This window comes from Pseudomonas sp. SD17-1 (assembly GCF_029201585.1).
Taxonomy (GTDB): Bacteria; Pseudomonadota; Gammaproteobacteria; order Pseudomonadales; family Pseudomonadaceae; genus Aquipseudomonas; species Aquipseudomonas palmensis.
The window spans coordinates 3,308,322-3,332,240 of the sequence record NZ_CP104044.1; the positions used below are offsets into that span (position 1 = coordinate 3,308,322).

Consider the following 23,919-nt stretch of genomic DNA (forward strand, 5'->3'; position numbering starts at 1 on the left):
GGTTCACGATGATCCTGCAGGAGCCGGCCTTGCCGGCGATCGAGTGCGCAGCGCTCGCTAACCCTGCTCGGTCATCGCCTGCGGCTGATGCTCGATACGCGCCCGCTTGCGGTAGAACGCGATGCCCAGGATCAACGCCGTCACCGCCGCCGTCATCAAGGTCTCATAGCGGTAGTCGGGGCTGAACAGCATGTAGCCCAGCACCAGCGAAATCACCACGATCACCAGCCAGGTCAGCCAGGGGAACAGCCACATCTTGAACGCCAGCTCGGTGCCCTCGCGCTCGACGATGGCACGCATGCGCAGCTGCGACACGGCGATCACCAGGTACACCAGCAGCGCGATGGCCCCGGTGGTCGACAGCAGGAAGCCGAACACCTTGCCCGGGAAGGCGAAGTTCACGAAGCAACCGACAAACCCGGCCAGGGTCGACAACAGCACCGCCACGGTGGGCACGCCACTGCCGGAAATACGCTTGGTCAGCGGGTGCGCCTCACCCCGTGCGCCCAGCGAATAGAGCATGCGCGAAGCGGTATACAGCCCCGAGTTCATGCAACTGGTCACCGCCACCAGCACCACCACGTCGATCAGGAACTTGGCACCCGGCACGTTGAGGATTTCCAGCGCGCGCTGGAACGAACCCACCTGCAGCAGGCGCGGGTCATTCCACGGCACCAGCGCGACGATGAAGAAGATCGAGAACACGTAGAAGATCGCGATGCGGTACACCACCAGGTTGGTGGCGCGGCGGATCTTGTCTTTCGGGTTGGCGGTTTCGTCGGCGGCAATGGTGACGATCTCGGCACCGAAGAACGAGAAGATGGTCACCAGCACGCCGGCCAGCACGGCGCCGAAGCCGTTGGGCATGAAGCCGCCATTGGACCACAGGTTCTCGACGCCCGAGGTCTGCGCCAGCGGCCATACACCGCTCACCCCCATCAGGCACACCACCAAAAAGCCGATGATCGCCACCACCTTGACCAGGGCGAACCAGTACTCGAACTTGCCGAAGTTCTTCACGCTGATCAGGTTGCTGCACGACAGCACGATCATGATCAGGAAGGCAAAGGCCCAGGACGGCACGTCGGGGTACCAGGCGTGCAGGATGTCGGCACCGGCGATTGCCTCTACCGGAATGATCAGTACCCAGAACCACCAGTACAGCCAGCCGATGGTGAAGCCTGCCCATGGCCCGATGGCCCGCCCGGCGTAGGTGGAGAACGAGCCGCTGTTGGGGTCGGCGATGGCCATTTCGCCGAGCATGCGCATCACCAGCAGCACCAGCAGGCCGGTAATCATGTAGGAGATGAGGATGGCCGGACCGGCCTTGGCGATGGCGTTGGACGAACCGATGAACAAACCGGCGCCGATGATGCCGGCGATGGAGATCATCGAGACCTGACGCGAGGTCAGGCCGTGCTTGAGCGAGCGTTGCGGTTTTTCTTGTAGGGACGACATGGTTGCCTCTCTGGCCAATGCCTGCTGCACCTGGTTGCGCGATGACCGCGCAGGTCAGGCCAAGGTCTTCATGGAAAGTGTGCGGCAGCAGAAATGTAAGGAGCCGTTATTGTTTTTTGGGCATCAAACGTGATGTAACGGGTACTGATCGGCCTCTTTTCGATAAGTTTCGGACGCACTTTTCCCGGTCCCTCGGGGCATCGAAACTAGCAGTTGAAATGATTGACGCAGGTCAGTATTAATCTGCGAACAGGCTGCTTACAAACGACCTTTTATCACCACATGATTCCTCCATGGAATGAACTCAGTCCTTTTCATCTGCCCGGTGCCCTCGATGTCCAAGCGTTTGATGCCCTCCACCACCACCCTGCAATGCTTCGAAGCGGCGGCCCGCCACCTGAGCTTCACCCGCGCCGCGCAGGAGCTGCACCTGACCCAGAGCGCGGTGAGCAAGCAGGTGGCGCAACTCGAGGAAATGCTCTGCCACAACCTGTTCCAGCGCGTGCGCCGGCGCCTGCACCTGACCCCTGCAGGCTCGCTGTACCTGGCCGAGGTGAACAAGATCCTCACCCAGCTGGACATCTCCAGCCGCTACATCCTGACCTACGGCGGCGAGACCCAGGTGCTGACCGTGGCCACCCAGCCCACCTTCGGCGCACGCTGGCTGGTGCCCAACCTGCACGGTTTCAGCCGGCAGCACCCGAACATCCATCTGGACATCAAGAGCGAGCTGGAACCCTTCGACCTGCTCAACAACAAGGCCGACATCGCGTTTTTCTTCGGCCAGGGCACCTGGCCGGGGGCCACCTGCATCGAGCTGTTCCATGAAGAGGTGGTGCCGGTGTGTCACCCCGAGCTGATCGCGGCAGCGCTGCCACGCAGCGCCGAAGACCTCGCCCGCCACCCCTTGCTGCAATGCACCTCGCGCCCGGAGGCCTGGCACGAGTGGTTCCTGCAGCAGGACCTGCAGTCCCAGCACAGCTACCACGGGCCGCGCTTCGACACCTTCTACCTGTGCATCCGCGCGGCCCAGGCCGGCTGCGGCATCGCCCTGGTGCCACGCTACCTGGTGGCCGAAGAACTGGCCGAGGGCAAGCTGGTGGTGGCCTGGGCGCACACCATGCCCAGCGAGGGCGCGCACTTCATCGCCCATGCCGAGCATGCGGCGCAGGTGCCGAAGGTGAAGGCGTTCGTCGAGTGGATACAGGGCAGGATCACGATTTGACGGAATGATTGCTCGACTTTATTTCGCTTGTGGCGTTTGCCGGATGTTGGCTTAGATATATAAAAACTTCCGTCACCCAGGTACTTGCCCATGACGCACGAAACAATCAGCCGATCTCTTTCCATTGTGCATCCCATTACACTTTCACACGGGCGCAATGCCCAGGTGTGGGATACCGATGGCAAGCACTACATCGACTTCGTGGGCGGTATCGGCGTACTCAACCTGGGGCATTGCAACCCGGCGATCGTCAGCGCCATCCAGCACCAGGCCACGCAACTGACCCATGCGGCGTTCAACGCCGTCCCGCACGGGCCCTATGTGCAGTTCATGCAACGCCTGGAGGCGTTCGTGCCACTGAGCTACCCGATGGCAGGCATGCTCACCAACAGTGGCGCCGAGGCGGCGGAGAACGCCTTGAAAGTGGCCCGCGCCGCCACCGGGCGTACGGCGGTGGTGGCCTTCGATGGCGGCTTCCACGGACGTACCCTGGCCACGCTCAACCTCAATGGCAAGGTGGCACCCTACAAGCAGAAGGTCGGCGTGCTGCCCGGCCCGGTGTTCCACCTGCCCTACCCCAGCGCCGACAACGGCGTGACCGGCGAGCAGGCGATGCAGGCGCTGGAGCGCCTGTTCAGCGTCGAGATCGACGTCAACGAAGTGGCCTGCTTCATCTTCGAGCCGGTGCAGGGCGAAGCCGGCTTCCTGGCAATGGACCCCACCTTTGCCCAGGCCCTGCGCACGTTCTGCGATGCACACGGCATCCTGATCATCATCGACGAGATCCAGTCGGGCTTTGGCCGCACCGGCCAGCGCTTCGGCTTCCCGCGGCTGGGCATCGAGCCGGATCTGCTGCTGTTGGGCAAGAGCATTGCCGGCGGCGTGCCGCTGGGCGCGGTGGTAGGCCGGCGCGAGCTGATGGCCAGCCTGCCCAAGGGTGGCCTGGGCGGCACCTATTCGGGCAACCCGCTGGCCTGTGCGGCAGGGTTGGCGACCCTGGAACTGATGAGCGATGCCAACCTGGCGACCTGGGGCGAGCTGCAGGAGCGCGCCATCGTCGGGCGTTATGAAGCGTGGAAGGCCCGCGGGTTGACGCCGTACCTAGGGCGCCTGACCGGTGTGGGCGCCATGCGCGGCATCGAGCTGGTCACGCCACAAGGCAAGCCGGCCACCGCACAACTGGCCGAGGTGCTGGAGAAGGCACGCGCGGCCGGGCTGCTGCTGATGCCGGCGGGCAAGGCGCGGCACATCATCAGGTTGCTGGCGCCATTGACCGCCGAGGCAGACGTGCTGGAGCGCGGGCTGGATATCCTGGAGCGCTGCCTGGCAGAACTGTCATGAGCAAGTGCTTTTGCCCAGCGCAATCAGGCTTTATCCTGCATCGTTTCGCACGCTGGCCCTGGGAGTTCCAATGTACATCGATGTACCGCGCCGCCTGGTGTTCTTCGACAAGGACGACACCGTTCGCCCGCCCTGCCTCGTGCAGTACCATCCCGACACCGGCACCCTGAGCCGGCCGGCTTTCGCCCAGCCCGACGACAGCGTGTGGGACATCGCGCGCGACCAACGCCGCATCGCGCTGAGCGGGGTCAAGTGGCTGGTGGTGCGCGGGGCCAGCCGCTCGCGGCTGAACCTTGTGCACGACGGCGCGCCGCTGCATGCAACCCAGAACCTGCTGTCGTACTGGGCACGCTTCGACCCCAGCGCCCGCTACGCGCTGGTCAGCGTGGCCAATGGCAAGAAACGCCCGGTGATCATCGACCTGGACAGCGGTGAACACAGCGACCCTGTGGAGCGTGACGTGGACGCCAGGTTCGGCAGCATCGACCCGTTGCAGGGCAGGCTCTGGGCCCCCGACGAGCGTGCCCGCAATGGCGTATTGACGGTCGATTGCGCCAGCGGCGAAGTCGGCAGGGTCAGCGTGCCGCTGGAGGCAAAGGTGCGCAGCCTGCGCTTTTCCCGCGACGGGCAGTACCTGTTCGTGACCGGGGAAAACAACCGGCTGTTGTGCTGCGACCGCGAGGGCGCAACGGTATGGACCAAGGACGTCAGTGCGTATGGCCATGTCGGCTCGGGCCGGATCCTGTTCAACGAATCCGGCAGCCACCTGTGCCTGCCGACCTCGCCCACCGACAGCTCCACGCTCGCCGGCAATCTCATCATCGCAACCGCCACCGGCCATACCGAGACCACCATCATGCCCAAGGCGCGACTGGCCGCTGACTGGTTTGGCGACCACGTGCTGAGCCATCGTGGCGAGGTGGTGGACTTCTTCACCGGCGCCATCGTGGCCAAGCTGGACCTGGCCAGCCCCTGCTGATCGTCACCTGACCCGCCCCTTCAACGGCCACCGCCGCCCCGTGTGCTAGCGTCTATGGGTGGCCTGCGCCTTGCGCACGGCCACGCCCATAAGAAATCAAGACCTGACCGACTGATGACGGGTGAGCCATGCAACTGCGAATCAACCAGACGACCTACGAGGTCGATGCTGACGCGGACACGCCCCTGCTGTGGGTGATCCGCGATGACCTGGGCCTGACCGGTACCAAGTACGGCTGCGGCCTGGCCCAGTGCGGCGCCTGCTCGGTGCTGGTGGACGGCGCCGTGGTGCGCGCCTGCGTGACCCCGGTGGCAGGCGTGGTGGGGCGCGAAATCACCACCATCGAAGCCGTGGAGGCCGACGCCGTGGGCAAGCGCGTGGTCAGCGCCTGGGTCAAGCACCAGGTGGCCCAGTGCGGTTACTGCCAGTCGGGCCAGGTGATGGCGGCCACTGCCCTGCTCAAGCACACCCCGCACCCGAGCGATGCCCAGATTGCTGCCGCGATGGTCAACCTGTGCCGTTGCGGCACCTACAACGCCATCCATGCCGCCGTGCACGACGTGGCCGCCGCGCAGGAGAACGCCTGATGAACGACAGCCTGCGCGTTACCGGCGTGGCCCAGCCCTTCCCTGTGGGCGAGCCGGTCAATATCTCGCGCCGCAGCTTTCTGCTGGCAAGCGCCGGCACGGCAGTGGGCGCACTGGTGCTGGGCTTCGGCCTGCCCCTGGGCCTGAGCCGTGTGCAGGCCGCCACGGGCAACGCAGCGGCGCCCGGCACCCAGGTGCCGGCCTTCCTGGAGATCCGCCCGGACGGCCGCATCCGCCTGCTCAGCCCGTTCATGGAGGGCGGCCAGGGCATCTTCACGGCCATGGCGCAGATCGTGGGCGAAGAGCTCGATGCCGACCCCGTCACCTTTTTGATCGACAGCGCACCGCCCGGCGAGCAGTACGTGGTGATGGACAACGGCATGCGTATCACCGGCGGCAGCATGTCGGTGCGCACCAGCTACCCGACCATGCGCCGCCTCGGCGCCCTGGCCCGCGCCATGCTGCTGCAGGCCGCTGCCGAGCGCCTGGGCGTGCCGGTGGGCGACCTGAGCACCGAGCCCGGCCGGGTGATACACGCCGCGTCGGGGCGCACGCTGGGCTATGGCGAACTGGCAGCCCAGGCCATGGACCTGCCCGTGCCAGACCCTGCCGGCGTGACGCTGCGCGACCCCAGCCAGTTCCGCTGGATCGGCAAGCCGGTGCAACGGGTGGACGCCTATGACAAGTCCACCGGCAAGGCCGTGTACAGCATCGACGTGAAGGTCGACGGCATGCTGCATGCCGCGGTGCAGCATGCACCGCGCCTGGGCATGCGCGTGGGCGAGCTGCGCAACGAGGCGCAGGTGAAAGCCATGAAGGGCGTGCATTCGGTGCATCGGCTGCCCGGTGCGGTGGCCGTGGTGGCCGAGCGCTGGTGGCACGCCAAGCGCGCGGTGGAGGCCGTGCAGGTGCAGTGGCTGGAGGCATCGGCCGACTCGAAGGTGCGCCAGATGCCTGCGGACTTTTCCAGCGACGCCTTTCGCGACCAGTTGGCCGCGGCCACCGGCCCGGCCCGCGACGAGGAGAATGAAGGCGACTTCGGCAAAGCCTATGCCGACGCCGCCACCCAGGTGGAGGCCACCTACCACAACCAGTTCCTCAACCATGCGCAGCTGGAGCCGCCTTCGGCCCTGGCGCGCTTCAACCCCGACGGCACGCTGGAGGTGTGGCTGCCCAACCAGGCGCCCGACATGTTCCGCGCCGACATGGCCAAGCGCACCGGCCTGGACCCGTCACAGATCACCCTGCACTCGCCGCTGCTGGGCGGCTTTTTCGGCCGCCACTTCCTGTACGACAGCGCCAACCCCTACCCGCAGGCGATCCTGCTGGCCAAGGCGGTCGGGCGCCCGGTCAAGCTGATCTGGAGCCGCGAAGAGGAGTTTCTGCGTGACGCGCTGCGCCCCATGGCCGTGGTCAGGTTCCGCGCCGCACTCGACGCCCAGGGCCTGCCGGTGGCCATCGAGGCAGTCAGTGCCACCGAAGGCCCCACCGAAGCCATCGCCGGCAAGCAGGGCGAGAAAATCGACCCCACGGCACTCGAAGGGCTGTCGGGCAAGGCCTACGCCATCCCCAGCAAACGTATCGCCCAGGTCTATGTGAAAGGCCCGGCGATGCTCGGTTACTGGCGTTCGGTGGGCAACTCGCTGAATGACTTCTTCTATGAGGCGTTCCTCGATGAGCTGGCCGACAAGGGCAAGCAGGACCCGTTCGAACTGCGCCTGCACCTGCTGCGCGACAACCAGCGCCTGACCAACCTGCTGCAGGCGGTGGGCGATCTGTCCGGTGGCTGGAAGCGTGGCCCGTTCACCGCCGAGGACGGCTCGCGGCGCGCTCGGGGTGTGGCCATGGCCTCGCCGTTCGGCTCGGAGGCGGCGGTGATCGCCGAGGTGTCCATCGAGCAGGGCCAGGTGAAGGTGCACGATATCTGGGAGGCCATCGACCCCGGCAGCATCGTCAACCCGGCGATCATCGAGGCGCAGGTCAATGGCGCGGTGTCGCTGGGGCTGTCGCAGGCACTGGTGGAGGAAGCGGTGTACGTGAACGGCCAGCCGCGCGCGCGCAACTATGACCTGTACCCGATCCTGTCGGCGCAGCGCATGGCGCGGGTGCATGTACGCATCGTCGAGAGCGGCGCGAAGATGGGCGGTATCGGCGAGCCGCCATTGCCGGCGGTGGCCCCGGCGGTGGCCAATGCGGTGGCGCACCTGACCGGCCAGCGCATCCGCAGCATGCCGCTGTCGCGCTACACCTTCAGCTAGGCCTCGATCAGGGACACCGCGCACATGACCAAGAGTCGACTCGCAACAACGCTGGGCTGTTTCGCGCTGCTTTGCCTCGTCATCGCAGCCGTGCTGGCCTGGTACGTGACCCGCACGCCGGCGTCGCCCTTCGCTGCCCAGGCCAGTGCCGCACCGCCAGACCCGGCCCTGGTGCAACGCGGCGAGTACGTGGCGCGGCTGGGCGACTGCGTGGCCTGCCACAGCCTGCCAGAGGCGGCGCCGTTTACCGGCGGGCTGAAGATGGCCACCCCGCTGGGCGCGATCTACGCCACCAACATCACCGCCGACCGCGCCACCGGCATCGGCGCCTACAGCCTGGCCGACTTCGACCGCGCCGTGCGCCATGGGGTGACCCCGGACGGTCGCCGGCTGTACCCGGCCATGCCCTACCCCTCGTACGCCAAGCTCAGTGACGACGATATCCGCGCGCTGTATGCCTTCTTCATGCACGGGGTGAGCCCGGCGGCGCAGGCCAACAAGCCCAGCGAAATCCCCTGGCCACTGAACCTGCGCTGGCCGATTGCGCTGTGGAACGGCCTGTTCACCGACCCCGCGCCCTACCCGGCCAAGCCGGACCAGGATGCGCAGTGGAACCGCGGCGCCTACATCGTGCAGGGGCCGGGCCACTGCGGCAGTTGCCATACGCCGCGCGGCCTGGCCTTCAACGAGAAGGGCCTGAGCGAGGCCAGCAAGACGTACCTGGCCGGCGGGCTGCTGGATGGCTGGTATGCGCCGAGCCTGCGCAACGACCCCAACACCGGGCTTGGGCGCTGGAACGAGGCGGATATCGTCAGCTTCCTCAAGCACGGGCGCAACCGGCACGCGGTGGTGTACGGCTCGATGACCGAGGCGTTCAACAACTCAACGCAGTTCATGAGCGACGAAGACCTGGGCGCGATCGCGCACTACCTCAAGTCGCTGCCCGGCGACCCCAGCCGCGACGGGCCGGCATGGCAGTACCAGGCGAGCGAGCTGTCGGCCGCATCCACGGCCCCCGGCGCCCACACCTACGTGAGCCGCTGCGCGACCTGCCATGGCCTGGACGGGCGCGGCCAGGCCGAGTGGATGCCACCCCTGGCCGGCGCCACCTCGGCACTGGCCGGGGAGGACGCATCGGCCATCAACATCACCTTGAACGGCTCGCAGCGCATCGTCGCCGCGGGCGTGCCGGACGCCTACCGCATGCCGGCATTTCGCGAACAGCTGTCGGACCGGGAAATTGCCGAGGTGCTGAGTTTTGTGCGCAGCACCTGGGGCAATCATGGTGGCGCGGTAGAGGCCAAGACGGTGGGCAAGCTGCGCGAGCACACCGGGCCGGCCAGCAGCAACCCGATCATCTTGCAGATGCGTTGAGCATCACCACCAGGAAGCCCCCATGCCATTGCAACGCCTGTCGAGGACCCCCCATGGAAAGCATTGACCTGCTGGTGCTGCGAACTGCCCGGGAGTGGCTTGCCGGCGGCGAGCGCTGCCTGCTGGCCACCGTGGTGCGCACCTGGGGCTCGTCGCCGCGACCGGTGGGCTCGATGATGGTGCTCAGGCAGGACGGGCGCGCGGTGGGCAGTGTGTCGGGCGGGTGCATCGAGGACGACCTGATTGACCGGTACAGCAGCCTCCATGGCGGGCCGGGGATGCCAGGCGGCGCGCCACAGGTGGTGCGCTACGGCGTGAGTGCGGACGAGGCGCACCGGTTCGGCCTGCCATGTGGCGGCACCCTGGAACTGGTGCTGGAGTTCGCACCCTGCGCGCAGGCGCTGGGCCGTTTGCTGGCGCTGCTTGATGAGGGAGTACTGATGCGCCGCGAGCTTGACCTGGCCTCGGGCGAGGTGACGGTGCAGGCCGACCAGCCCCATGCACCGTTCAGCTTCGATGGGCAGCGGCTGAGCAACCCGCTGGGGCCGGCTTACCGGATGCTGCTGATCGGCGCCGGTGTGCTGGCCGAGTACGTGGCGGTGATGGCGCTGTTCAACGGGTTCAAGGTGTCGGTGTGTGATCCGCGGCCGGAGCACATGGACGTGTGGACGGTCGCCGGGGTAGAGAAGCTGATGGGCATGCCGGACGACGTGGTGCGCGCGTTTGCGGTGGATGCTCGCACCTGCGTGATTGCCCTGAGCCATGACCCCAGGCTGGATGACCTGGCGCTGATCGAAGCGCTGCGCGGGCCGGCGATGTACATCGGGGCGATTGGCTCGCGGCGCAACAGCGAGAGCCGCCGCCAGCGCTTGATCGGGCATTTTGGCCAGACGCCGGAATCGCTGCGGCGCCTGCATGGGCCCATCGGGCTCTACATCGCCAGCAAGACCCCAGGGGAGATTGCGGTGAGCGTGATGGCCGAGGTGCTGGCGGTGAAGAACGGCGTGCCCCTGCCCGGCGCTGTCGGCGCGGGGCCGACCCAGCCCCAGGTGGAGCACCCGCCACTGACTCAGGCATCGTGTTGTGCGCACCCAGGGTGACTGCATCGCCCTGGTGCTGGCTGCAGGCCGTGCCAGGCGCTTTGGCAGCGACAAGCGCCTGGCACGGCTGGCGTCGGGGCAAACGCTGCTGGCAGCCACGCTGGCACGGGCATTGGAGGCGTTCGACGACGTCCGGGTGGTACTCAGGCCCGGGGACGATCCCGCGACCCTGGCAATTGACGGGCGGGTACGGGTTCTGTGGGCCGAGCAGGCCGACCAGGGCATGGGCAGCAGCCTGGCAGCCGGGGTGCGTGCGCTGGAACAGTCACCGGCCCCGGCCGTGGCGGTGTTGCTGGGCGATATGCCCTGGGTGCAGGGGCAGACGCTCAAGCAGTTGAAGGCCCTGTGCAACGCCCGGCAGATCGTGCTGCCGCTGCATCACGGGGTGCGTGGGCATCCGGTGATCTTCGGTCGACAGTTCTGGCCGGCCCTGGCATGCCTGCAGGGCGATCAGGGCGGCAAGGACATCGTGCGCGGCGCGCACGACGCCTGCGTCCAGGTGCCGGTGGAGGATGCGGGCGTCATCAGGGATGTGGATCAGCCGCGGGACATCCCGGCTGGCTCGAGGTGAGCGACGCCACCCGCGCCCAGCCGCCGCTGCGCGCTGGCGCCTTGCTCAAAGCGCCGCATAGACAAGGGCTGACAGCCGGCCGGGGCGCGGATCGATCATGCTGTGGCCGCCCGAGGTCGTGGTGACGAAACCGAAACTCACGCGCCGCTCGGGGTCGGCAAAGCTGATCGGGCCGCCCAGCCCGATATGGCCGAAGGTGTCCGGGCCCATGGCGTGGGTAGCCGCCGGGTCGATTTGCTGCTCCAGCATGCAGCCCAGCCCGTAGCGCATCGGCCGCATCCAAACCCGATCCATGCCATGACTGTGCTCTCGGGTGAATTCGTCGAGCAGTTCAGGGCCGATGAAGTGGCCCGCCAGCAGCGCACTGTAGAAGCCGGCCAGGCCGTGAGCGGTGGCATGGCCACACACCCCCGGTTGCCGATAGGCCCACCAGCGCGGGTCACTGGTGCGCCGGGGCACCATGCCGGGGTTGGTGAAGGCGAATGTGGCGATATGCGAGGGCTCGCTCTTCACCACCGTGCGCAGCGCTTGCGAGTAGGGGTCGCCAACGCGCCCGGTGGCACTGTCGAAGCGAGCGATACGGTGAAACTGCGTCTCGTCCACCCCAAGGTGCACGTCCAGGCCGTGAGGGTCCAGCATCTGTTCATGGATGAAGGCGCAGGGGTCACGCCCGTCCACCCGACGAATCAGCTCGCCCAGAATCCAGCCAAAGGTGGTGGTGCCGTAGCCCAGGTCGGTGCCCGGTTCCCACCACAGCGGCTCGTCTTCCAGCACCCGCACCATGTGCTCCCAGTCATACATCATCGGGTTATGGTCGGGGCCCCGCAGCGCCGGCAGGCCGGCGGTGTGGTTCATCACCTGACGCACACTGACCCTGGCCTTGCCGTTGCGGGCGAACTCGGGCCAGTAGCGGGCCACCGGCGCATCCAGTTCCAGCCGGCCCGCCTCGACCAGCATCAGGATGGCCACTGCCACATAGGGTTTTACAACACAGAAGGTGTTGGCCAGCGTGTCGTGCGTCCAGGGCCTGCCGCCCTCCTGGTCCGCCACACCGGCCCACAGGTCGACGACCCGCTCCCCGTCCACCTGCACACAGAGCCCGGCACCCCGCTCCTGCGGATCATCGAACATCGCTTCGAAGGCCTGCCGGACCGCCTCGAAGGGCTGGGCACATATCCCTTGCGCTTTCATGCCTCGTCTTCCTCGTCGTTGAAATGTTGCCCTGTAACCGAGCGACGTTGCTGCGTAGCAGACCTGCCAGGCGACAATGATTGTCTCGGCGCCTGACAGACCCGAACGCATTACTGTTGGCTCGTGAACCTGACTACCGACTGCGCCCCCTGGGGCGCCCCCTCAAACACACAGGTTGATGGAACGTTCATCCACGCGAGCACGTGTGCGTGTGTGCCAGGGAATAACGATTCGCGCGTTTATAGGTGCCGAAGTCATTGAACCGAACACCGGCCTCGGCCATGACTTGATGCGCATAAGGCACGGTCATCTGGCGCAGGTAGAACGGGTCCCTGACAACGAAGTGGTGAATACTGTGGGTGCTGCCGAAGTTGAAGCAGAACAATTGGAACGGCCATAGCCACCAGGCGTTCATGACCTGAGTTTGCTGCAGCGCATTGCGCGGTGCCACATCACCGTAATAGTGCATGTTCGAACTGATGAAAAACAGGCAGAACTGCCGGATCAGGTTGGGCGCGACCAGAATCACGACCACACTGTTGACCACATCCATTACCGCCAGGGTGGTCGCGGAACTGTGCACCTCGTGCCCGCTGACCGCGCCAAGCCAGGCATACAGGTGGTAGCTGAGAAACACATACCAGCAACCCCAGTACAACAGCCCAAAGGGTGTATTGAGCCGGACGATCTTGACCAGCAAGCGGACTTTCTCCCGCCAGCCTGGGGCAAATACCGCATTGAGAAAACCGAAGATGAACCCGTCCACCAGTTTCAACAACCGCAGTACACCCCAGGGGCTGCCACTGGTGGTGATCCAGGCTTCCACATCCGTCTCGGTGCCTGACTCTTTATGGTGATGAAAGTGCAAACTTCGCCTTAACCAGGGGCTGGGCATTCCCGGCCGAGCCAACCAGCATAAAAACATCATGGCATTGTGCGCCAGCGGCTGTTTTCTGAAATAAAGACGATGAATCAGATCGTGTTCTATTTCATGAATGAACGAGGTCAGCAGCGCGTTGATCAGAATGCAGCCCCAGGCAGGAATGGACCCCTGCAGGTAGAGCCCCCCACTCACCACCATGCCGATCAGCGACACCGCCATGACACCTGCGCCCAGCGCATTCTGATGTTGCAGGATCGGATAGCGCTGGCGCAGGTAATTACCATGTTCGGTAATACGCCGGGTAACATGATCAATCTTTTGCTGATCGGTAGTGGGGCGTTCAAGTTCCATTGTTGCCTCCAAGACTTTCATACCTCATCCTCTGTTTGTGTCGGACAATCCCCCGCCAGGTTAAACCGGCCGCGTCAATTGTTCGGGCTATACAACGGGTAGGTGAATGCATGCGCGCATTATATAAACGCAAATCGACTGTTTGCGTGAAGCTTGTTAAGATCCTTTCAAGCTTCAAAATGATAAGGCAAGTAAAAGTCTTTGCAACTGTGTATTTTGGGTGGGTTCAGCGTGACAGTTACGTGTAAGGATTTTTAATTTAGTTACAGGTTGTACAGTTATAAAACGACGCCGTACAAGTATTGCCAAGGAGGCACCATGAGATTGCATCGCATCAGATATTGCCGGCTCGCCTCACCGAAACCAGACGCCAGCGTACCCAGCCCAGCCAGCCCCGATGCCTTCGACGCGGTGTTTTACGATGCCCCTGCAGACACGGCCACCCACCGCGCAGGCTTTGAAAAGCTGCTGCGTTACCTGCAGTGCGGGGATACCGTGATCGTGGACAGCATGGCCTCGCTTTCGGCCAATACCGAGCAGTTGTGCAACTTCATTCGCCGCTTGATCGAAAAACAGGTCACGCTCAAGTTTGTGGATGAAAACCTGACATTCCGAGATGACGGCCGTGAAGTTGCGGGCCCCATCGTCGCGGCCATGGAGTTGCTTGCAGAGTTCGAGCGCGCGGCACTGCGCGAAAAACAGGCCGCCGGTATTGCAACTGCAAGAAATCGGGGTTCCTACCGAGGTCGAAAGAAGAAACTGTCCGACAATCAGGTTGTAAGTTTAATTGAGCGCGCCCGCGCGGGAGAAAGTAAATCCCGGCTGGCGCGTGATTTCGATATCAGTCGCCAGACGTTATATCGGTATTTGAAATCGACCTAGGGCTCTTCAGAAGAAGAGCCCTGGGTACTAGTTGTTCCAGGCCGGCTGGACTACCCTCACTGCTTGACTAGGTCGCTCGGCTTCCAGCTCTGGTCGAAGAACGCCTGTTTGGGCCCATACAACCGCACGATCACCAGAAAGCCCTTGTCTGGCAGGGTCTTGATCCAGTTCTTGCCCTCGCCCGGCGAGGTGGGGCCGAAGTAGATGTCGGTGGAGCCGTCGCTGTTGGGCGTCGGCTTGTCCATCTGGTTGAGCGACGGGAACGGCTGGCCGTTGTCCAGGCCCGATGCCGTGAGGTTGTCGTAGGCGGTAACCGACCAGAACAAGGCCGCCGGCACATTCGCCGGCAGGTTGAGCTTGTAGGTGTGGGCACCGTCGAGGAACTTGCCCTCGGCATCGCGGGTGGTGGCCGGGTATTTGGCACCGGCGCCGACCAGGTTCATCACCATGCCCGGGCTGTCCGAATAGGCCGAGGTGAAGAACGCCACGCGCTGCTCCAGGTTGGTGAAGGTGCCACTGGCCTGGAACTCGGTGTTCTCCCCGGCAAAGGTGTTCACGAACTGGCGATCCTTGTAGTACAGGCCGCCAGGCTCTTTGGGCAGCAGGTGGCTGGTGACCACCTTGCTCATCTTGAACGCGGTGCGCGCCGCTTCATCGAGCAATTTGCGCCGTTCGGCATCCGGGGCGAAGGGCTTGCCCTTCTCGATGCCCAGGGTGTGCAGGAACCCGCGCATGTCCATGTCGGCCGGGTCCACCGCTTCGGCGTCGATGAAGCGCGACAGCATGTCGAAGTAGCGACCGTCCTCGGGGAACAGCATGTTGATCGGTGCGCCGGTGGCATCGGGAAACTGCATCGCCAGTGCCGAGTCCTTCTTGCCCAGCGGATAGATCCTGGTGCGCTCGACCTCGGCCACCGGCACGCTGAGGTCGTTGGGGTCCTTGAAGAAGGTGCGCCAGAACAGGAACACGTTGTTGGTGCGCGAGCGATAGACGTAACCCTCGGTCGGCTCCGGGCCATTGTAGCCCGGCGGCAACAGCACGTAGGTGCCACCCTTGCCCTTGTCAGGGCCGGCCAGGCCCACGTCGCCGCGCCAGGTCTTGCCGTCGATGGTCGGGCCGACGATGGGGCGCTGGAAGAAGTCGTCGAACATGCCCTGCACCCCAGGCGGGGCTTCGACCACCAGCGGGCCGTACTTGGCCAGGTCCAGGTAGCTCATGGCGTAGACCAGGTCGGAGTTGGGCGTGGTCACCAGTGTCTTGGCGTTGATGCGTTTCTTCCAGGTGGGCAGGATGTTGTAGCCGGCGCCGAAGTGCTTCTCGGAGGCCTCCTTCATCGACCAGATGTTGATCGCCGGCAACGCCCACAGGTACGACTGCACGGCGCGCTGGAACACCAGCTCGTCGATGAGGCTGCGTGCGGTTGCTTCGGTCGGGAAGCCCTTTTCGAAGGGCTGGTTGGCCAGTTCTTCGTAACGGGTGGCGGCATTGGCCACGCTGCTCAGGGAAATGGCTACGGCCAGGGCCGTCACGGTGCTGCTCAAACGGTTCATGAGGTGTCCTCGTGGCGCGATGGGGTAATCCGTTCAGTTGACCTTGACCACTGCCGGCGGCGTCCACTGGCCGTTCATCGCCGCCGCCTGTGGCCAGTAGGCCCGCACGTAGAGCGAGAAGTCGGCCCCCTTGGGCGCGGGCAGCCAGTTGCTTTCCTTGTCCGCGCCGGGCGAATCGCTTTGTACGTAGAGCGTCAGCGAGCCATCGGGGTTGGTCTTGAGCGACGTGTTCTTGGTACCCAGGGAGTAGCGCCCCAAGGGGTTTTCGGCGAAGAAGTGCTGCTGGTTGTACAGCGTCAACGACCAGAACCCCTTGACCGGCGGCAGCGCGCCCTTGGGGAAGGTCACGCTGTAGCGCTGGCCGCCGTTGAGCCGGGTGCCGGAGGCATCCAGGTCTTGGTAGAAGTACTTGGTCTCGATCTGCTTGTTGACGAAGATGTTCGAACGGGCCACCGCGGTGCGCAGGAAATAATCGGTGCCGAACGCCGCGCCGTTGCTGATGGTGCTCCAGTGGTGGGGCAACTGCTGGCCGTAGTTGCGAAACTGCAGCAACGGCTTGACCACCTCGCTGTCAGCCTTCTGCGCCTCGTCGATCATGGCTTTCTTCAGCTCGGGATCGCGCTGGGCGATCTGCGCCAGCACCGTCAGTTGCGCATAGCGCGCCTCTTCGCCGGGCAGCGGCCTGGCATCCTTGAGAATCGCCGGCAGCTCGTCGAAGAAGGTTTCCGGGAACACCCAGCGGGTTTCCTCTTCACCCGCCGCCTCGGCCGGGAATTTCGGCGACTGGCTCCAGTCACGCTGCTTGGGCTTGCCGTCGTACTTGGACAAGGGGTACATGTCGATGCCCGACAGATAGTGCTGGATGGCCTTGCGATCGTCGTCGGTATCGTCCTGGAACACCCGTGGAATCACGAACCCGGTGTTGGTGCTGGCGCGGAACACCTGGGTGATGCCCTGCGGCACCTTGCCGTTCCAGTCCGGGCCCACCAGCAGGTAGAAGCCGGGCTTGGTGCCGTACATCTTGCCCAGCTCGGCGAAGCTGTCGGAGCGCAGGTCCACCATCTGGTACACCCAGAAACGGTCACCGAAGTCCGGTACCTGGATCACCACGGGTTCGATGTCCAGGGCGATGCTGCCTGCGCCATACACCACATCCTGGTTGGGGCAGGCCACGAGCCGTTCCCCGGGCGAGATGTAGTCGGTGAGCATCGACAGGTGGTTGATCGGCGCCACAGGCACGATGCCGCCCATCAACCCCGCCTCGGGCAGGTCCTTGAACTTCTGCCGGCGGTTGAAGATGTTGGCCATGGGCCAACCCCAGAAGTACGCCTCCCTGGCCATCATCCGCACGTAGGTTTCCGTGACCTTCACATCCGCTTCGGGCCCGGAAACCTGCACTACCGGCTGGGTATGTGCCTGGGCCGCTGCGCTACCGAACAGTACCGCGGTAGCGAGCAATCCACTGAAAAACAGGGGTGTCTTGTTCATCGGGTGCTTCCTTGCCTGTATGCCTGGGGGTGGGGTGACAAAAGGTGGTGGTTAGAAACCTAGCAGAGGACGCGGCATCGGCCAGAACGCCGCTATTTATTGCGACACACCTTGACACATCATTTGGTAACGATTCTCATATGTATTATATTTATCACTACCACTGGAACCCTTCATGTCGCGCCCTACCCCGCCGCATTGCTCCGGCCTGCCCCGCAATCTGTTGGCCATGGCCATCTGCATGGCCACCCTGACCCCCGCCCTGGCCGATGACAGCTCTGCGACACCGCAGCCAGCCAAGGCTGCGACCCTGGAGCTGGGCGCCACCGAAATCGTCAACACTCAACTGGGCAGCACCACCGAAGGCACCCAGTCATACACCACCGGCGCCATGTCGACGGCGACCAAGCTGCCGCTGACCCTGCGCGAAACGCCCCAGGCCGTTACCGTGATTACCCGCCAGCGCATGGACGACCAGGCCATGACCAGCATCAACGACGTGGTCAAGGCCACCCCGGGGCTGTTCCTCGACTTCTCCAGCGGCCCTGGCCGGCAGACGTATTCGGCGCGCGGTTTCGATATCGACAACCTGATGTACGACGGCATCCCCAGTGGCTACCAGGGCTGGACCGTGGGCGCCCAGCCGAACCTGGCGATGTTCGACCGGGTGGAGGTGGTGCGCGGCGCCACCGGGCTGGTGACCGGTGCGGGCAACCCTTCGGCTGCCATCAACCTGGTGCGCAAGCGCCCGCTGGCCGAACAGAAGGTCACCCTCACCGGTGCGGCCGGCAGCTGGGACGACTACCGCGGCGAGGTCGATGCCTCCAGCCCGCTCAACGACAGCGGCACCCTGCGCGGTCGGGTGGTGACGTCCTACCGCGACAGCAACAGCTTCGTCGATGGCGTGGACGAGACCCACGGCCTGTTCTACGCCATCACCGAGGCGGACCTGAGCGACGACACCACCCTGACCCTCGGCTTCTCCAACCAGAAGGACAAGACCAACTACTTCTGGGGCGCCTCGATGATCGGCCTGGACGGCCATCACCTGAACCTGCCGCGCTCGTACAACCCGGGTACCCCCTGGGAGAACAAGGACCAGGAGATCAACACCGTCTTTGCCGAGATCCGCCAGCGCCTGGCCAACGACTGGAAGCTGCAGGTCAACGCCAACTATTCCGAGCAGAACGCGCTGTTCTCCGGCTCGTACCAGTCGCGCTGGGTCAACAACACGCTGGCACGCACCGTGTACCAGTCGGCCCACGATGAAAACCAGGCCGGCGTGGATGCCTTTGTCAGCGGGCCCTTCGAGGCGCTGGGGCGCACCCATGAACTGGTGGTGGGTGCCAGCAAGCGCATCTACGACATGACCACCCACAACTATGCCCCCTACGACCCCAACTGGCCGATCGATGCCGGCAAGCCGAACTTCACCCACACCGGCAACAGCCGCGAAGTGACCACCCAGGATGGCGTGTACCTGACCACCCGCCTGAGCCTGGCCGACCCGCTCAAGCTGATCCTGGGCGGGCGCCTGGACTGGTATGACTACGACAACCGCGATGGCGACGGCGACTACAAGGTCACCCGCAACGTCACCCGCTATGCCGGGCTGATCTACGACCTGGACGAGCATCACTCGGTCTACGTCAGCTACAGCGACATCTTCACCCCGCAGAGCAGCAAGGGCACCTCCGGCACCCCGGTCAAGCCGATCGTGGGCAAGAACTACGAGGTGGGCATCAAGGGCGAGTACTTCGAGGGTGCGCTCAACGCCAGCCTGGCGCTGTTTCGCATCGACCAGGAAAACCGTGCGGTGCAGGTGTTCGTGCCGAACTGCCCGCAGACCGAATGCTACGAGGCCTCGGGCGAGATCCGCAGCCAGGGCATCGACTTCGAGCTGCAGGGTGCGCTGACCGAGAACTGGCAGGTGGGCGGCGGCTACACCTATGCCCGCGTGCACACCCTCAAGGACGCCGCCAACCCGCAGAACGTCAACCAGCGCTTTGACACCGACACGCCCGAGCACCTGTTCAAGCTGACCACCACCTACCGCTTCCAGGGCCCGCTGGAGAAACTGCGCGTGGGCGGCAACGTGTCGTGGCAGAGCCGCCTGTACAACGACGTGGCGCTGGCCAACGGTGGCAGCTATCGCCTGGAACAGGGTGGCTACGCCGTCACCGACCTGATGGCCGGCTACCGGCTGACCCGCAACCTGGACCTGCAGCTGAACGCCAACAACGTGTTCGACCGCAAGTACTACTCGTCCATCTCCAACTCGACCAGCTACGGCGGCGACACCTACGGCACACCGCGCAACATGATGCTCACGGCCAAGTACAGTTTCTGATGTGAAGTGGCGCAGGGATGCGCCGTGTTGTTGTCTGTACGCAGTGCGCCACGCACGTCCTGCCGTTCGATCAAACCGTCCCTGCCCTTCAACCATTGCGCGTGGGTTTTCTGGGGCGACATCCTCAATCCGTGATGACTTAACTGTTGCGGTCCATCCGCTTTAGATAATGTCACCTTTCACTTCAATCAAAATATCTCGCAACTACTGAACGCCACTTAACACAATATCTGAATCAAACAAGCTATCAATCATAGGAAACTTCCTACCACTGCAGCAACCAACACCTCTCGACCAAAAACACCATTAACACTCAAAACTTAAGTACGTCACCGGGCAGTGACAAAATAACTTCTGCCCAGTCGCACCGCGACTTGACAGGCCTGCCCGCCAGATGGAAGTATATTTTTCATCACGTAGCCGCCCGGCACTTTTAAATAACCACCACCCCATAATAAATATAGAACTGCCTCGTCATCCGGAAGAGCCAAGGCTGATGAAAGCCTTGCTGCATAACAAACCGAAGTAACTGCCAACGTTGAGTCTGAAAGGATGTTCAGCCATGCAGCTTCTCCATCACGTCATTGCAGATAATGCTACTAAATACCCTACCAAGTCGGCCATTGTGCTGGATGGCATCACAACGCCTTATCAAGTGCTGCAACAGCATGCGGATGACGTCGCCTCCTTGCTGCAGACGGTGGGCATTGCAACAGGCGACCGTGTGGGTCTGTACTCAGCCATTTCCGTCGAGCTGATCGCTGCTTATCTGGCCATCCTGCAAGTCGGGGCAATCACCGCTGCAACTCATCACACACTAAGTCGCGAGAAGCTGGTTCATCAGCTCAAGGATTCAGGCACGCGTGTGCTGATTACCGACTGTACCGAGGGTCTGCCGGATCTGATTGAGGAAGTCGGACTGGAGCTGATTTTGCTCACCGGTCCGGTATTCGCGGCTGCGCCAAAGGTCATCCGACTGGCTGATGCCATCGCCTCGTACAGGGATCAGAATGCCCCGGCCGCTATGCCGCTAGTCATAGACTCCGAGCAACCCACCTCGATCTTCTATACCTCGGGTTCGAGCTTCAATCCCAAAGGGGTGCTGGTCAATCATCGGATCATGCTAGCGGCCTGCAGCCGGGTCACCGAGTACCTGCAGATCAAACCCGACGACCGCATCCTCAGCTATTCGACGCTGGGTTCCGACTATGGCGTCTACAACGTGGTGATGCCGCTGTTCGCCGGCGCCACCAGCGTCATAGAAAGCCGCCCCGCCAGCACCGCCGACGATGTGCTCGCGGTTGTCGAGCGCGAGGCAGTCACGGCGATGCATGTCTTCCCCCCGGTATTTTCCCTGCTAGCCAATGCTGGCCCTGAATGGCAGGTTCGGGTCCCCAGCCTGCGCTACATTTCCAGCAGCGGACAGGCCCTGCACGTCCGCCAAATTCAGCAGGTACGCAATGTGCTGCCCAGGGTGAAGCTCTTTTCCAGCTACGGGCTCACAGAGTGCAAGCGCGTCAGCTACCTGCCCCCCGGGCAAATCGACGAGCGCCCAACTTCAGTGGGCAAACCCCTGCCTGGCATCAGCATTTGCCTTGTGGACGAACAGGGTCGAGCCATCGACCAGCCCGGCCAAATCGGTGAGCTGCTGGTAACCAGCGACTACCTGATGCTCGAGTACTGGAACATGCCCGAGGCCAATGCCAAGGCCTTCGTACACGATGCCTTCGGTCATTCTCGGATGTTCCGCACTGGCGATCTGTTCAAGCAGGACGCTCAGGGTTACCTCTACTACGTGGCCCGCAAGGACGATGTGTTCGCACGCAATATCTGGATGGTCAACCCGCTGGAAATCGAGCAGTGCCTGGCCGCGCACCCAGCGGTGGCCGAGGTGCTGGTTGTGCCTGTCGCCGACGAATCGGCCGGCCACGTGCCAAGGGCCTGCATCGTGCTTGCAGCGGGCCATGACCAGACCAGCGAGCAAGCTCTGCTCGATCACTGCAAAGCCCGGCTGGACTGGCACATGGTGCCCACCCACTTCGTATTCCTCGAAGCTTTGCCGAGAACCGACTCAGGCAAGTTCACCACCCAAGGACTGATCTGATGGCAGGAATGACAAAATGACCACTTGTACCCAGCCTCTACTGGACGACGCCAATTTGGACCAGGACCTGCAACAAAGCGCCATGCTCAAATTGGCCGGCCACTTCCATAGCCTGGCAACAGGCGCCAGCCAAGTGCCCTTGCAATCCCTGCACAGCCATCTGAAGTCGAAGATCGAAGACCCACGAGTCCTTGACTACCATGACCGCTTGATAGAGGGTGCGGGGCCACTCTTTTCTCATTTCCTCGCCAGTGTTCCATACATTCTCGAAGAGCTGTCTAGGGTTGGCGTAGCCCTGACCCGCCTGGCCCAGGCCCGCACCACAGAAGCCGGCCAGACCTTCAGCCTGTTCGAAGTAGATGCCTTTGATGGCAGTAACGGCCGTGCTCTGGCCGGCCATTCGCAAGGCCTGATCCGCAGCTTCACCTCATCTCCCAATCGGGCGAACCAGATCACCTTCGACAGGCACGCAGACCCGGCATTGTCGCGGTTCTATCCGCAGTCTTTCTTCAAGGTGTGCCCGCCCCTCTTGCAAAGCCCCGAATACGAGAGCTTCAACCTGGGTTTTGAGTTCATTTATGAAATGGCCGCGTTCCAGTTCTATAGCCGTGACCGCAATCGGCAAATCAGCCATATCAAGCAATTTCTCAAACCTGGGGGGTTGGCATTTTTTCTTGAGAAGCTTAACCACCCCGACCCTATGGAATACCTGCGTCGGGAGCGCATCAAGGACGAGGTGTTCAAAGCTCGCTACTTCAGCGAAGAAGAAATTCGCTGGAAACGCCAACAGATGCTCCAACAGATGCAAAACGGCCAGGTCACCTTGGAAGAGTTAGTCAGCACCCTCTCGACCCATTTCAATCACGTTCACCTCCTCTGGAGCAGCAGTAACTTCTGCGAATTCGTCGCCTCTGACGACCCGGAGAAAATCGAACACTTCCTCAGTCTGCTGGGCCCGGTGGTGCAACCCGCAGACTTCAGCTTTGAAAGCACGCGCCTGGGCGCCATTTCGTCCTCGCCGAGCGATGATGGGGGCTCGGGTAATGTTTGATTTCGCTGAACAGATGCCTCACCAGGCGGCCCTGCCCGCACTCTGTCAACGAGCCCGACAACACCTGCCAGGCTGGCGGGAACGAGCGAGCGTGGCAGAAAAAAACCGCCGCTTGAACAGCGCTACGTTCACCGAGCTGTTTGCTGGCGGTTGGCTGGACCTGCTGTCACCCCGCGCCCCGGCCACCAGCAGCGGGCACTGGCCAACACTGGTGGAGAGCGCGCGCATCGCAGCCATGGGCTGTGCCTCCACGGGCTGGATGCTGGCCCTGGTGGGCGGCCACAGCTGCATCGCTCGGCGCCTGCCTCCATCCTGCCAAGCCCGGCTATACGCCGAAGGCCCTCGACAGCTGTTCGCCTCAGCTTCCAACAGCGCAGACAGCCAGTTGTCATTCGAGGCCGAGGGCGTTCGGGTTAGCGGGCGCTGGCGCTTCAGCTCGGGCATCGAGAACGCCACGTGGTTGATACTCAATGCCCCCTGCCCGAACCACCCGGATGCCGAGCGGACCCCGCGTTTCCTACTGCTGGTCGCTGCGCACAAGGTCCAGAAGCTGGACAGCTGGGATAGCTACGGCATGGCGGCAACCGGTTCGCACGATGTGCTGGCCCACCAGTTGCTGGTGCCCCACGAACAGGCCTTCCCCTTGAACGAAATATTTGGCCAGCGCCCGCTCGCACCCGGCGCCGACTATATCGACGGGCTTCCGCTAGCACCCTACCTCACTACCTCCATCATCGGCCCGCTACTGGGTTGTGCCGAGGGCGCGCATGCCGAATATGTGGCGACCCTGGCCGGATCGCCTCTGTCCAGCGATCCACGCTACGCCGAAAAGGTGTCCCACTCCTCGGCGCAGCTCTACAGCGCCAGGCTGCTGTATGACTCGCTGATTTCCCGGTTGCATGACGCCGGTATTCGTAGCCACGCTCTGGACGCAGCGCAACTGTTGCTACTCAAACGCGACCGCGCCTATCTGGCACGACAATGCGTGCAGGTGGTGCAGCGCCTGGTCGAGCGGCTGGGCGCCTCGTCGCTGGTGACTGGCAATCCGCTTCAGCGTCACTGGCGCGATATTCAGGCCATGGCCGCGCACCGCGACCTGGTCTGGAGCGACGCGATGCTGGCCTGCGGCAAAAACATCCTGCTTCCCGTCAGTACAAATACAGAACCGGCCTGACC

The 23,919-nt window shown here is 63.6% G+C and carries 18 protein-coding genes; 13 read left to right on the plus strand and 5 right to left on the minus strand.

Annotated elements, in window-relative coordinates:
- Positions 1 to 57: 57 nt before the first annotated feature.
- Complete coding sequence (locus tag N0B28_RS15025) at positions 58 to 1,458, minus strand: amino acid permease (protein ID WP_054915402.1); 1,401 nt, start codon at positions 1,456 to 1,458, stop codon at positions 58 to 60.
- Positions 1,459 to 1,792: 334 nt separating this feature from the next.
- On the opposite strand from N0B28_RS15025, the gene gcvA reads away from it, so the two are divergent.
- The 8 genes from gcvA to N0B28_RS15065 all read left to right on the plus strand — a co-directional run bounded on the left by gcvA (position 1,793) and on the right by N0B28_RS15065 (position 10,893).
- Positions 1,793 to 2,683, plus strand: a complete 891-nt coding sequence (gcvA, locus tag N0B28_RS15030; RefSeq protein ID WP_043862969.1) for a transcriptional regulator GcvA — start codon at positions 1,793 to 1,795, stop codon at positions 2,681 to 2,683.
- Between the two features lie 90 nt (positions 2,684 to 2,773).
- Positions 2,774 to 4,024, plus strand: coding sequence for an aspartate aminotransferase family protein (locus N0B28_RS15035; protein ID WP_054915403.1), 1,251 nt, complete (start codon positions 2,774 to 2,776; stop codon positions 4,022 to 4,024).
- Between the two features lie 70 nt (positions 4,025 to 4,094).
- The gene (locus N0B28_RS15040) at positions 4,095 to 5,003 is read left to right on the plus strand and encodes a WD40 repeat domain-containing protein (RefSeq protein ID WP_229589267.1); all 909 of its coding nucleotides are present in this window, start codon (positions 4,095 to 4,097) and stop codon (positions 5,001 to 5,003) included.
- 128 nt (positions 5,004 to 5,131) lie between these two features.
- The gene (locus tag N0B28_RS15045; protein ID WP_043862972.1) at positions 5,132 to 5,590 is read left to right on the plus strand and encodes a (2Fe-2S)-binding protein; all 459 of its coding nucleotides are present in this window, start codon (positions 5,132 to 5,134) and stop codon (positions 5,588 to 5,590) included.
- A complete protein-coding gene (locus N0B28_RS15050) occupies positions 5,590 to 7,848 on the plus strand; it encodes a xanthine dehydrogenase family protein molybdopterin-binding subunit (RefSeq protein WP_275727172.1) in 2,259 nt (752 codons plus the stop codon). The genes N0B28_RS15045 and N0B28_RS15050 overlap by 1 nt, the downstream gene beginning before the upstream one ends.
- 24 nt (positions 7,849 to 7,872) lie before the next feature.
- Positions 7,873 to 9,222: a cytochrome c gene (locus N0B28_RS15055; protein WP_275727175.1), complete on the plus strand. Its 1,350-nt coding sequence runs from the start codon at positions 7,873 to 7,875 to the stop codon at positions 9,220 to 9,222.
- 53 nt (positions 9,223 to 9,275) lie between these two features.
- Complete coding sequence (locus tag N0B28_RS15060; protein ID WP_275727178.1) at positions 9,276 to 10,322, plus strand: XdhC family protein; 1,047 nt, start codon at positions 9,276 to 9,278, stop codon at positions 10,320 to 10,322.
- A complete protein-coding gene (locus N0B28_RS15065; RefSeq protein ID WP_275727180.1) occupies positions 10,306 to 10,893 on the plus strand; it encodes a nucleotidyltransferase family protein in 588 nt (195 codons plus the stop codon). The genes N0B28_RS15060 and N0B28_RS15065 overlap by 17 nt, the downstream gene beginning before the upstream one ends.
- A 45-nt stretch (positions 10,894 to 10,938) precedes the next feature.
- Here the strand turns inward: N0B28_RS15065 and N0B28_RS15070 are convergent, their stop codons facing one another.
- Both N0B28_RS15070 and N0B28_RS15075 read right to left on the minus strand, forming a co-directional pair.
- Positions 10,939 to 12,084, minus strand: coding sequence for a serine hydrolase domain-containing protein (locus tag N0B28_RS15070; RefSeq protein ID WP_123752485.1), 1,146 nt, complete (start codon positions 12,082 to 12,084; stop codon positions 10,939 to 10,941).
- Between the two features lie 187 nt (positions 12,085 to 12,271).
- Positions 12,272 to 13,339, minus strand: a complete 1,068-nt coding sequence (locus N0B28_RS15075; protein WP_275727182.1) for a fatty acid desaturase — start codon at positions 13,337 to 13,339, stop codon at positions 12,272 to 12,274.
- 297 nt (positions 13,340 to 13,636) lie between these two features.
- Here N0B28_RS15075 and N0B28_RS15080 point away from each other — a divergent pair, with 297 nt between their 5' ends.
- Positions 13,637 to 14,200: a recombinase family protein gene (locus N0B28_RS15080; protein WP_043862978.1), complete on the plus strand. Its 564-nt coding sequence runs from the start codon at positions 13,637 to 13,639 to the stop codon at positions 14,198 to 14,200.
- 56 nt (positions 14,201 to 14,256) lie between these two features.
- On the opposite strand, the gene N0B28_RS15085 is transcribed toward N0B28_RS15080, so the two are convergent.
- A complete protein-coding gene (locus N0B28_RS15085; RefSeq protein ID WP_043862979.1) occupies positions 14,257 to 15,750 on the minus strand; it encodes a DUF1254 domain-containing protein in 1,494 nt (497 codons plus the stop codon).
- Between the two features lie 33 nt (positions 15,751 to 15,783).
- The gene (locus N0B28_RS15090) at positions 15,784 to 17,238 is read right to left on the minus strand and encodes a DUF1254 domain-containing protein (RefSeq protein ID WP_078480184.1); all 1,455 of its coding nucleotides are present in this window, start codon (positions 17,236 to 17,238) and stop codon (positions 15,784 to 15,786) included.
- Between the two features lie 175 nt (positions 17,239 to 17,413).
- Between N0B28_RS15090 and N0B28_RS15095 the strand changes: the two genes are divergently transcribed.
- The 4 genes from N0B28_RS15095 (at position 17,414) to N0B28_RS15110 (ending at position 23,917) form a co-directional block, all read left to right on the plus strand.
- Positions 17,414 to 19,588, plus strand: coding sequence for a TonB-dependent siderophore receptor (locus tag N0B28_RS15095; protein WP_275727188.1), 2,175 nt, complete (start codon positions 17,414 to 17,416; stop codon positions 19,586 to 19,588).
- Positions 19,589 to 20,150: 562 nt separating this feature from the next.
- Positions 20,151 to 21,692, plus strand: a complete 1,542-nt coding sequence (locus tag N0B28_RS15100; protein ID WP_275727191.1) for a class I adenylate-forming enzyme family protein — start codon at positions 20,151 to 20,153, stop codon at positions 21,690 to 21,692.
- A 16-nt stretch (positions 21,693 to 21,708) separates the two neighbouring features.
- A complete protein-coding gene (locus N0B28_RS15105; RefSeq protein ID WP_275727194.1) occupies positions 21,709 to 22,743 on the plus strand; it encodes a class I SAM-dependent methyltransferase in 1,035 nt (344 codons plus the stop codon).
- Positions 22,744 to 22,834: 91 nt separating this feature from the next.
- Positions 22,835 to 23,917, plus strand: a complete 1,083-nt coding sequence (locus N0B28_RS15110; RefSeq protein ID WP_256589753.1) for an acyl-CoA dehydrogenase family protein — start codon at positions 22,835 to 22,837, stop codon at positions 23,915 to 23,917.
- Positions 23,918 to 23,919 lie beyond the last annotated feature (2 nt).

Bases quoted from the DNA above. Each gene is read 5' to 3' on its own strand.
- N0B28_RS15025 (WP_054915402.1), bottom strand. From the start codon at position 1,458: ATGTCGTCCCTACAAGAAAAACCGCAACGCTCGCTCAAGCACGGCCTG.
- gcvA (WP_043862969.1), top strand. From the start codon at position 1,793: ATGTCCAAGCGTTTGATGCCCTCCACCACCACCCTGCAATGCTTCGAA.
- N0B28_RS15035 (WP_054915403.1), top strand. From the start codon at position 2,774: ATGACGCACGAAACAATCAGCCGATCTCTTTCCATTGTGCATCCCATT.
- N0B28_RS15040 (WP_229589267.1), top strand. From the start codon at position 4,095: ATGTACATCGATGTACCGCGCCGCCTGGTGTTCTTCGACAAGGACGAC.
- N0B28_RS15045 (WP_043862972.1), top strand. From the start codon at position 5,132: ATGCAACTGCGAATCAACCAGACGACCTACGAGGTCGATGCTGACGCG.
- N0B28_RS15050 (WP_275727172.1), top strand. From the start codon at position 5,590: ATGAACGACAGCCTGCGCGTTACCGGCGTGGCCCAGCCCTTCCCTGTG.
- N0B28_RS15055 (WP_275727175.1), top strand. From the start codon at position 7,873: ATGACCAAGAGTCGACTCGCAACAACGCTGGGCTGTTTCGCGCTGCTT.
- N0B28_RS15060 (WP_275727178.1), top strand. From the start codon at position 9,276: ATGGAAAGCATTGACCTGCTGGTGCTGCGAACTGCCCGGGAGTGGCTT.
- N0B28_RS15070 (WP_123752485.1), bottom strand. From the start codon at position 12,084: ATGAAAGCGCAAGGGATATGTGCCCAGCCCTTCGAGGCGGTCCGGCAG.
- N0B28_RS15075 (WP_275727182.1), bottom strand. From the start codon at position 13,339: ATGAAAGTCTTGGAGGCAACAATGGAACTTGAACGCCCCACTACCGAT.
- N0B28_RS15080 (WP_043862978.1), top strand. From the start codon at position 13,637: ATGAGATTGCATCGCATCAGATATTGCCGGCTCGCCTCACCGAAACCA.
- N0B28_RS15085 (WP_043862979.1), bottom strand. From the start codon at position 15,750: ATGAACCGTTTGAGCAGCACCGTGACGGCCCTGGCCGTAGCCATTTCC.
- N0B28_RS15090 (WP_078480184.1), bottom strand. From the start codon at position 17,238: ATGAACAAGACACCCCTGTTTTTCAGTGGATTGCTCGCTACCGCGGTA.
- N0B28_RS15095 (WP_275727188.1), top strand. From the start codon at position 17,414: ATGTCGCGCCCTACCCCGCCGCATTGCTCCGGCCTGCCCCGCAATCTG.
- N0B28_RS15100 (WP_275727191.1), top strand. From the start codon at position 20,151: ATGCAGCTTCTCCATCACGTCATTGCAGATAATGCTACTAAATACCCT.
- N0B28_RS15105 (WP_275727194.1), top strand. From the start codon at position 21,709: ATGACCACTTGTACCCAGCCTCTACTGGACGACGCCAATTTGGACCAG.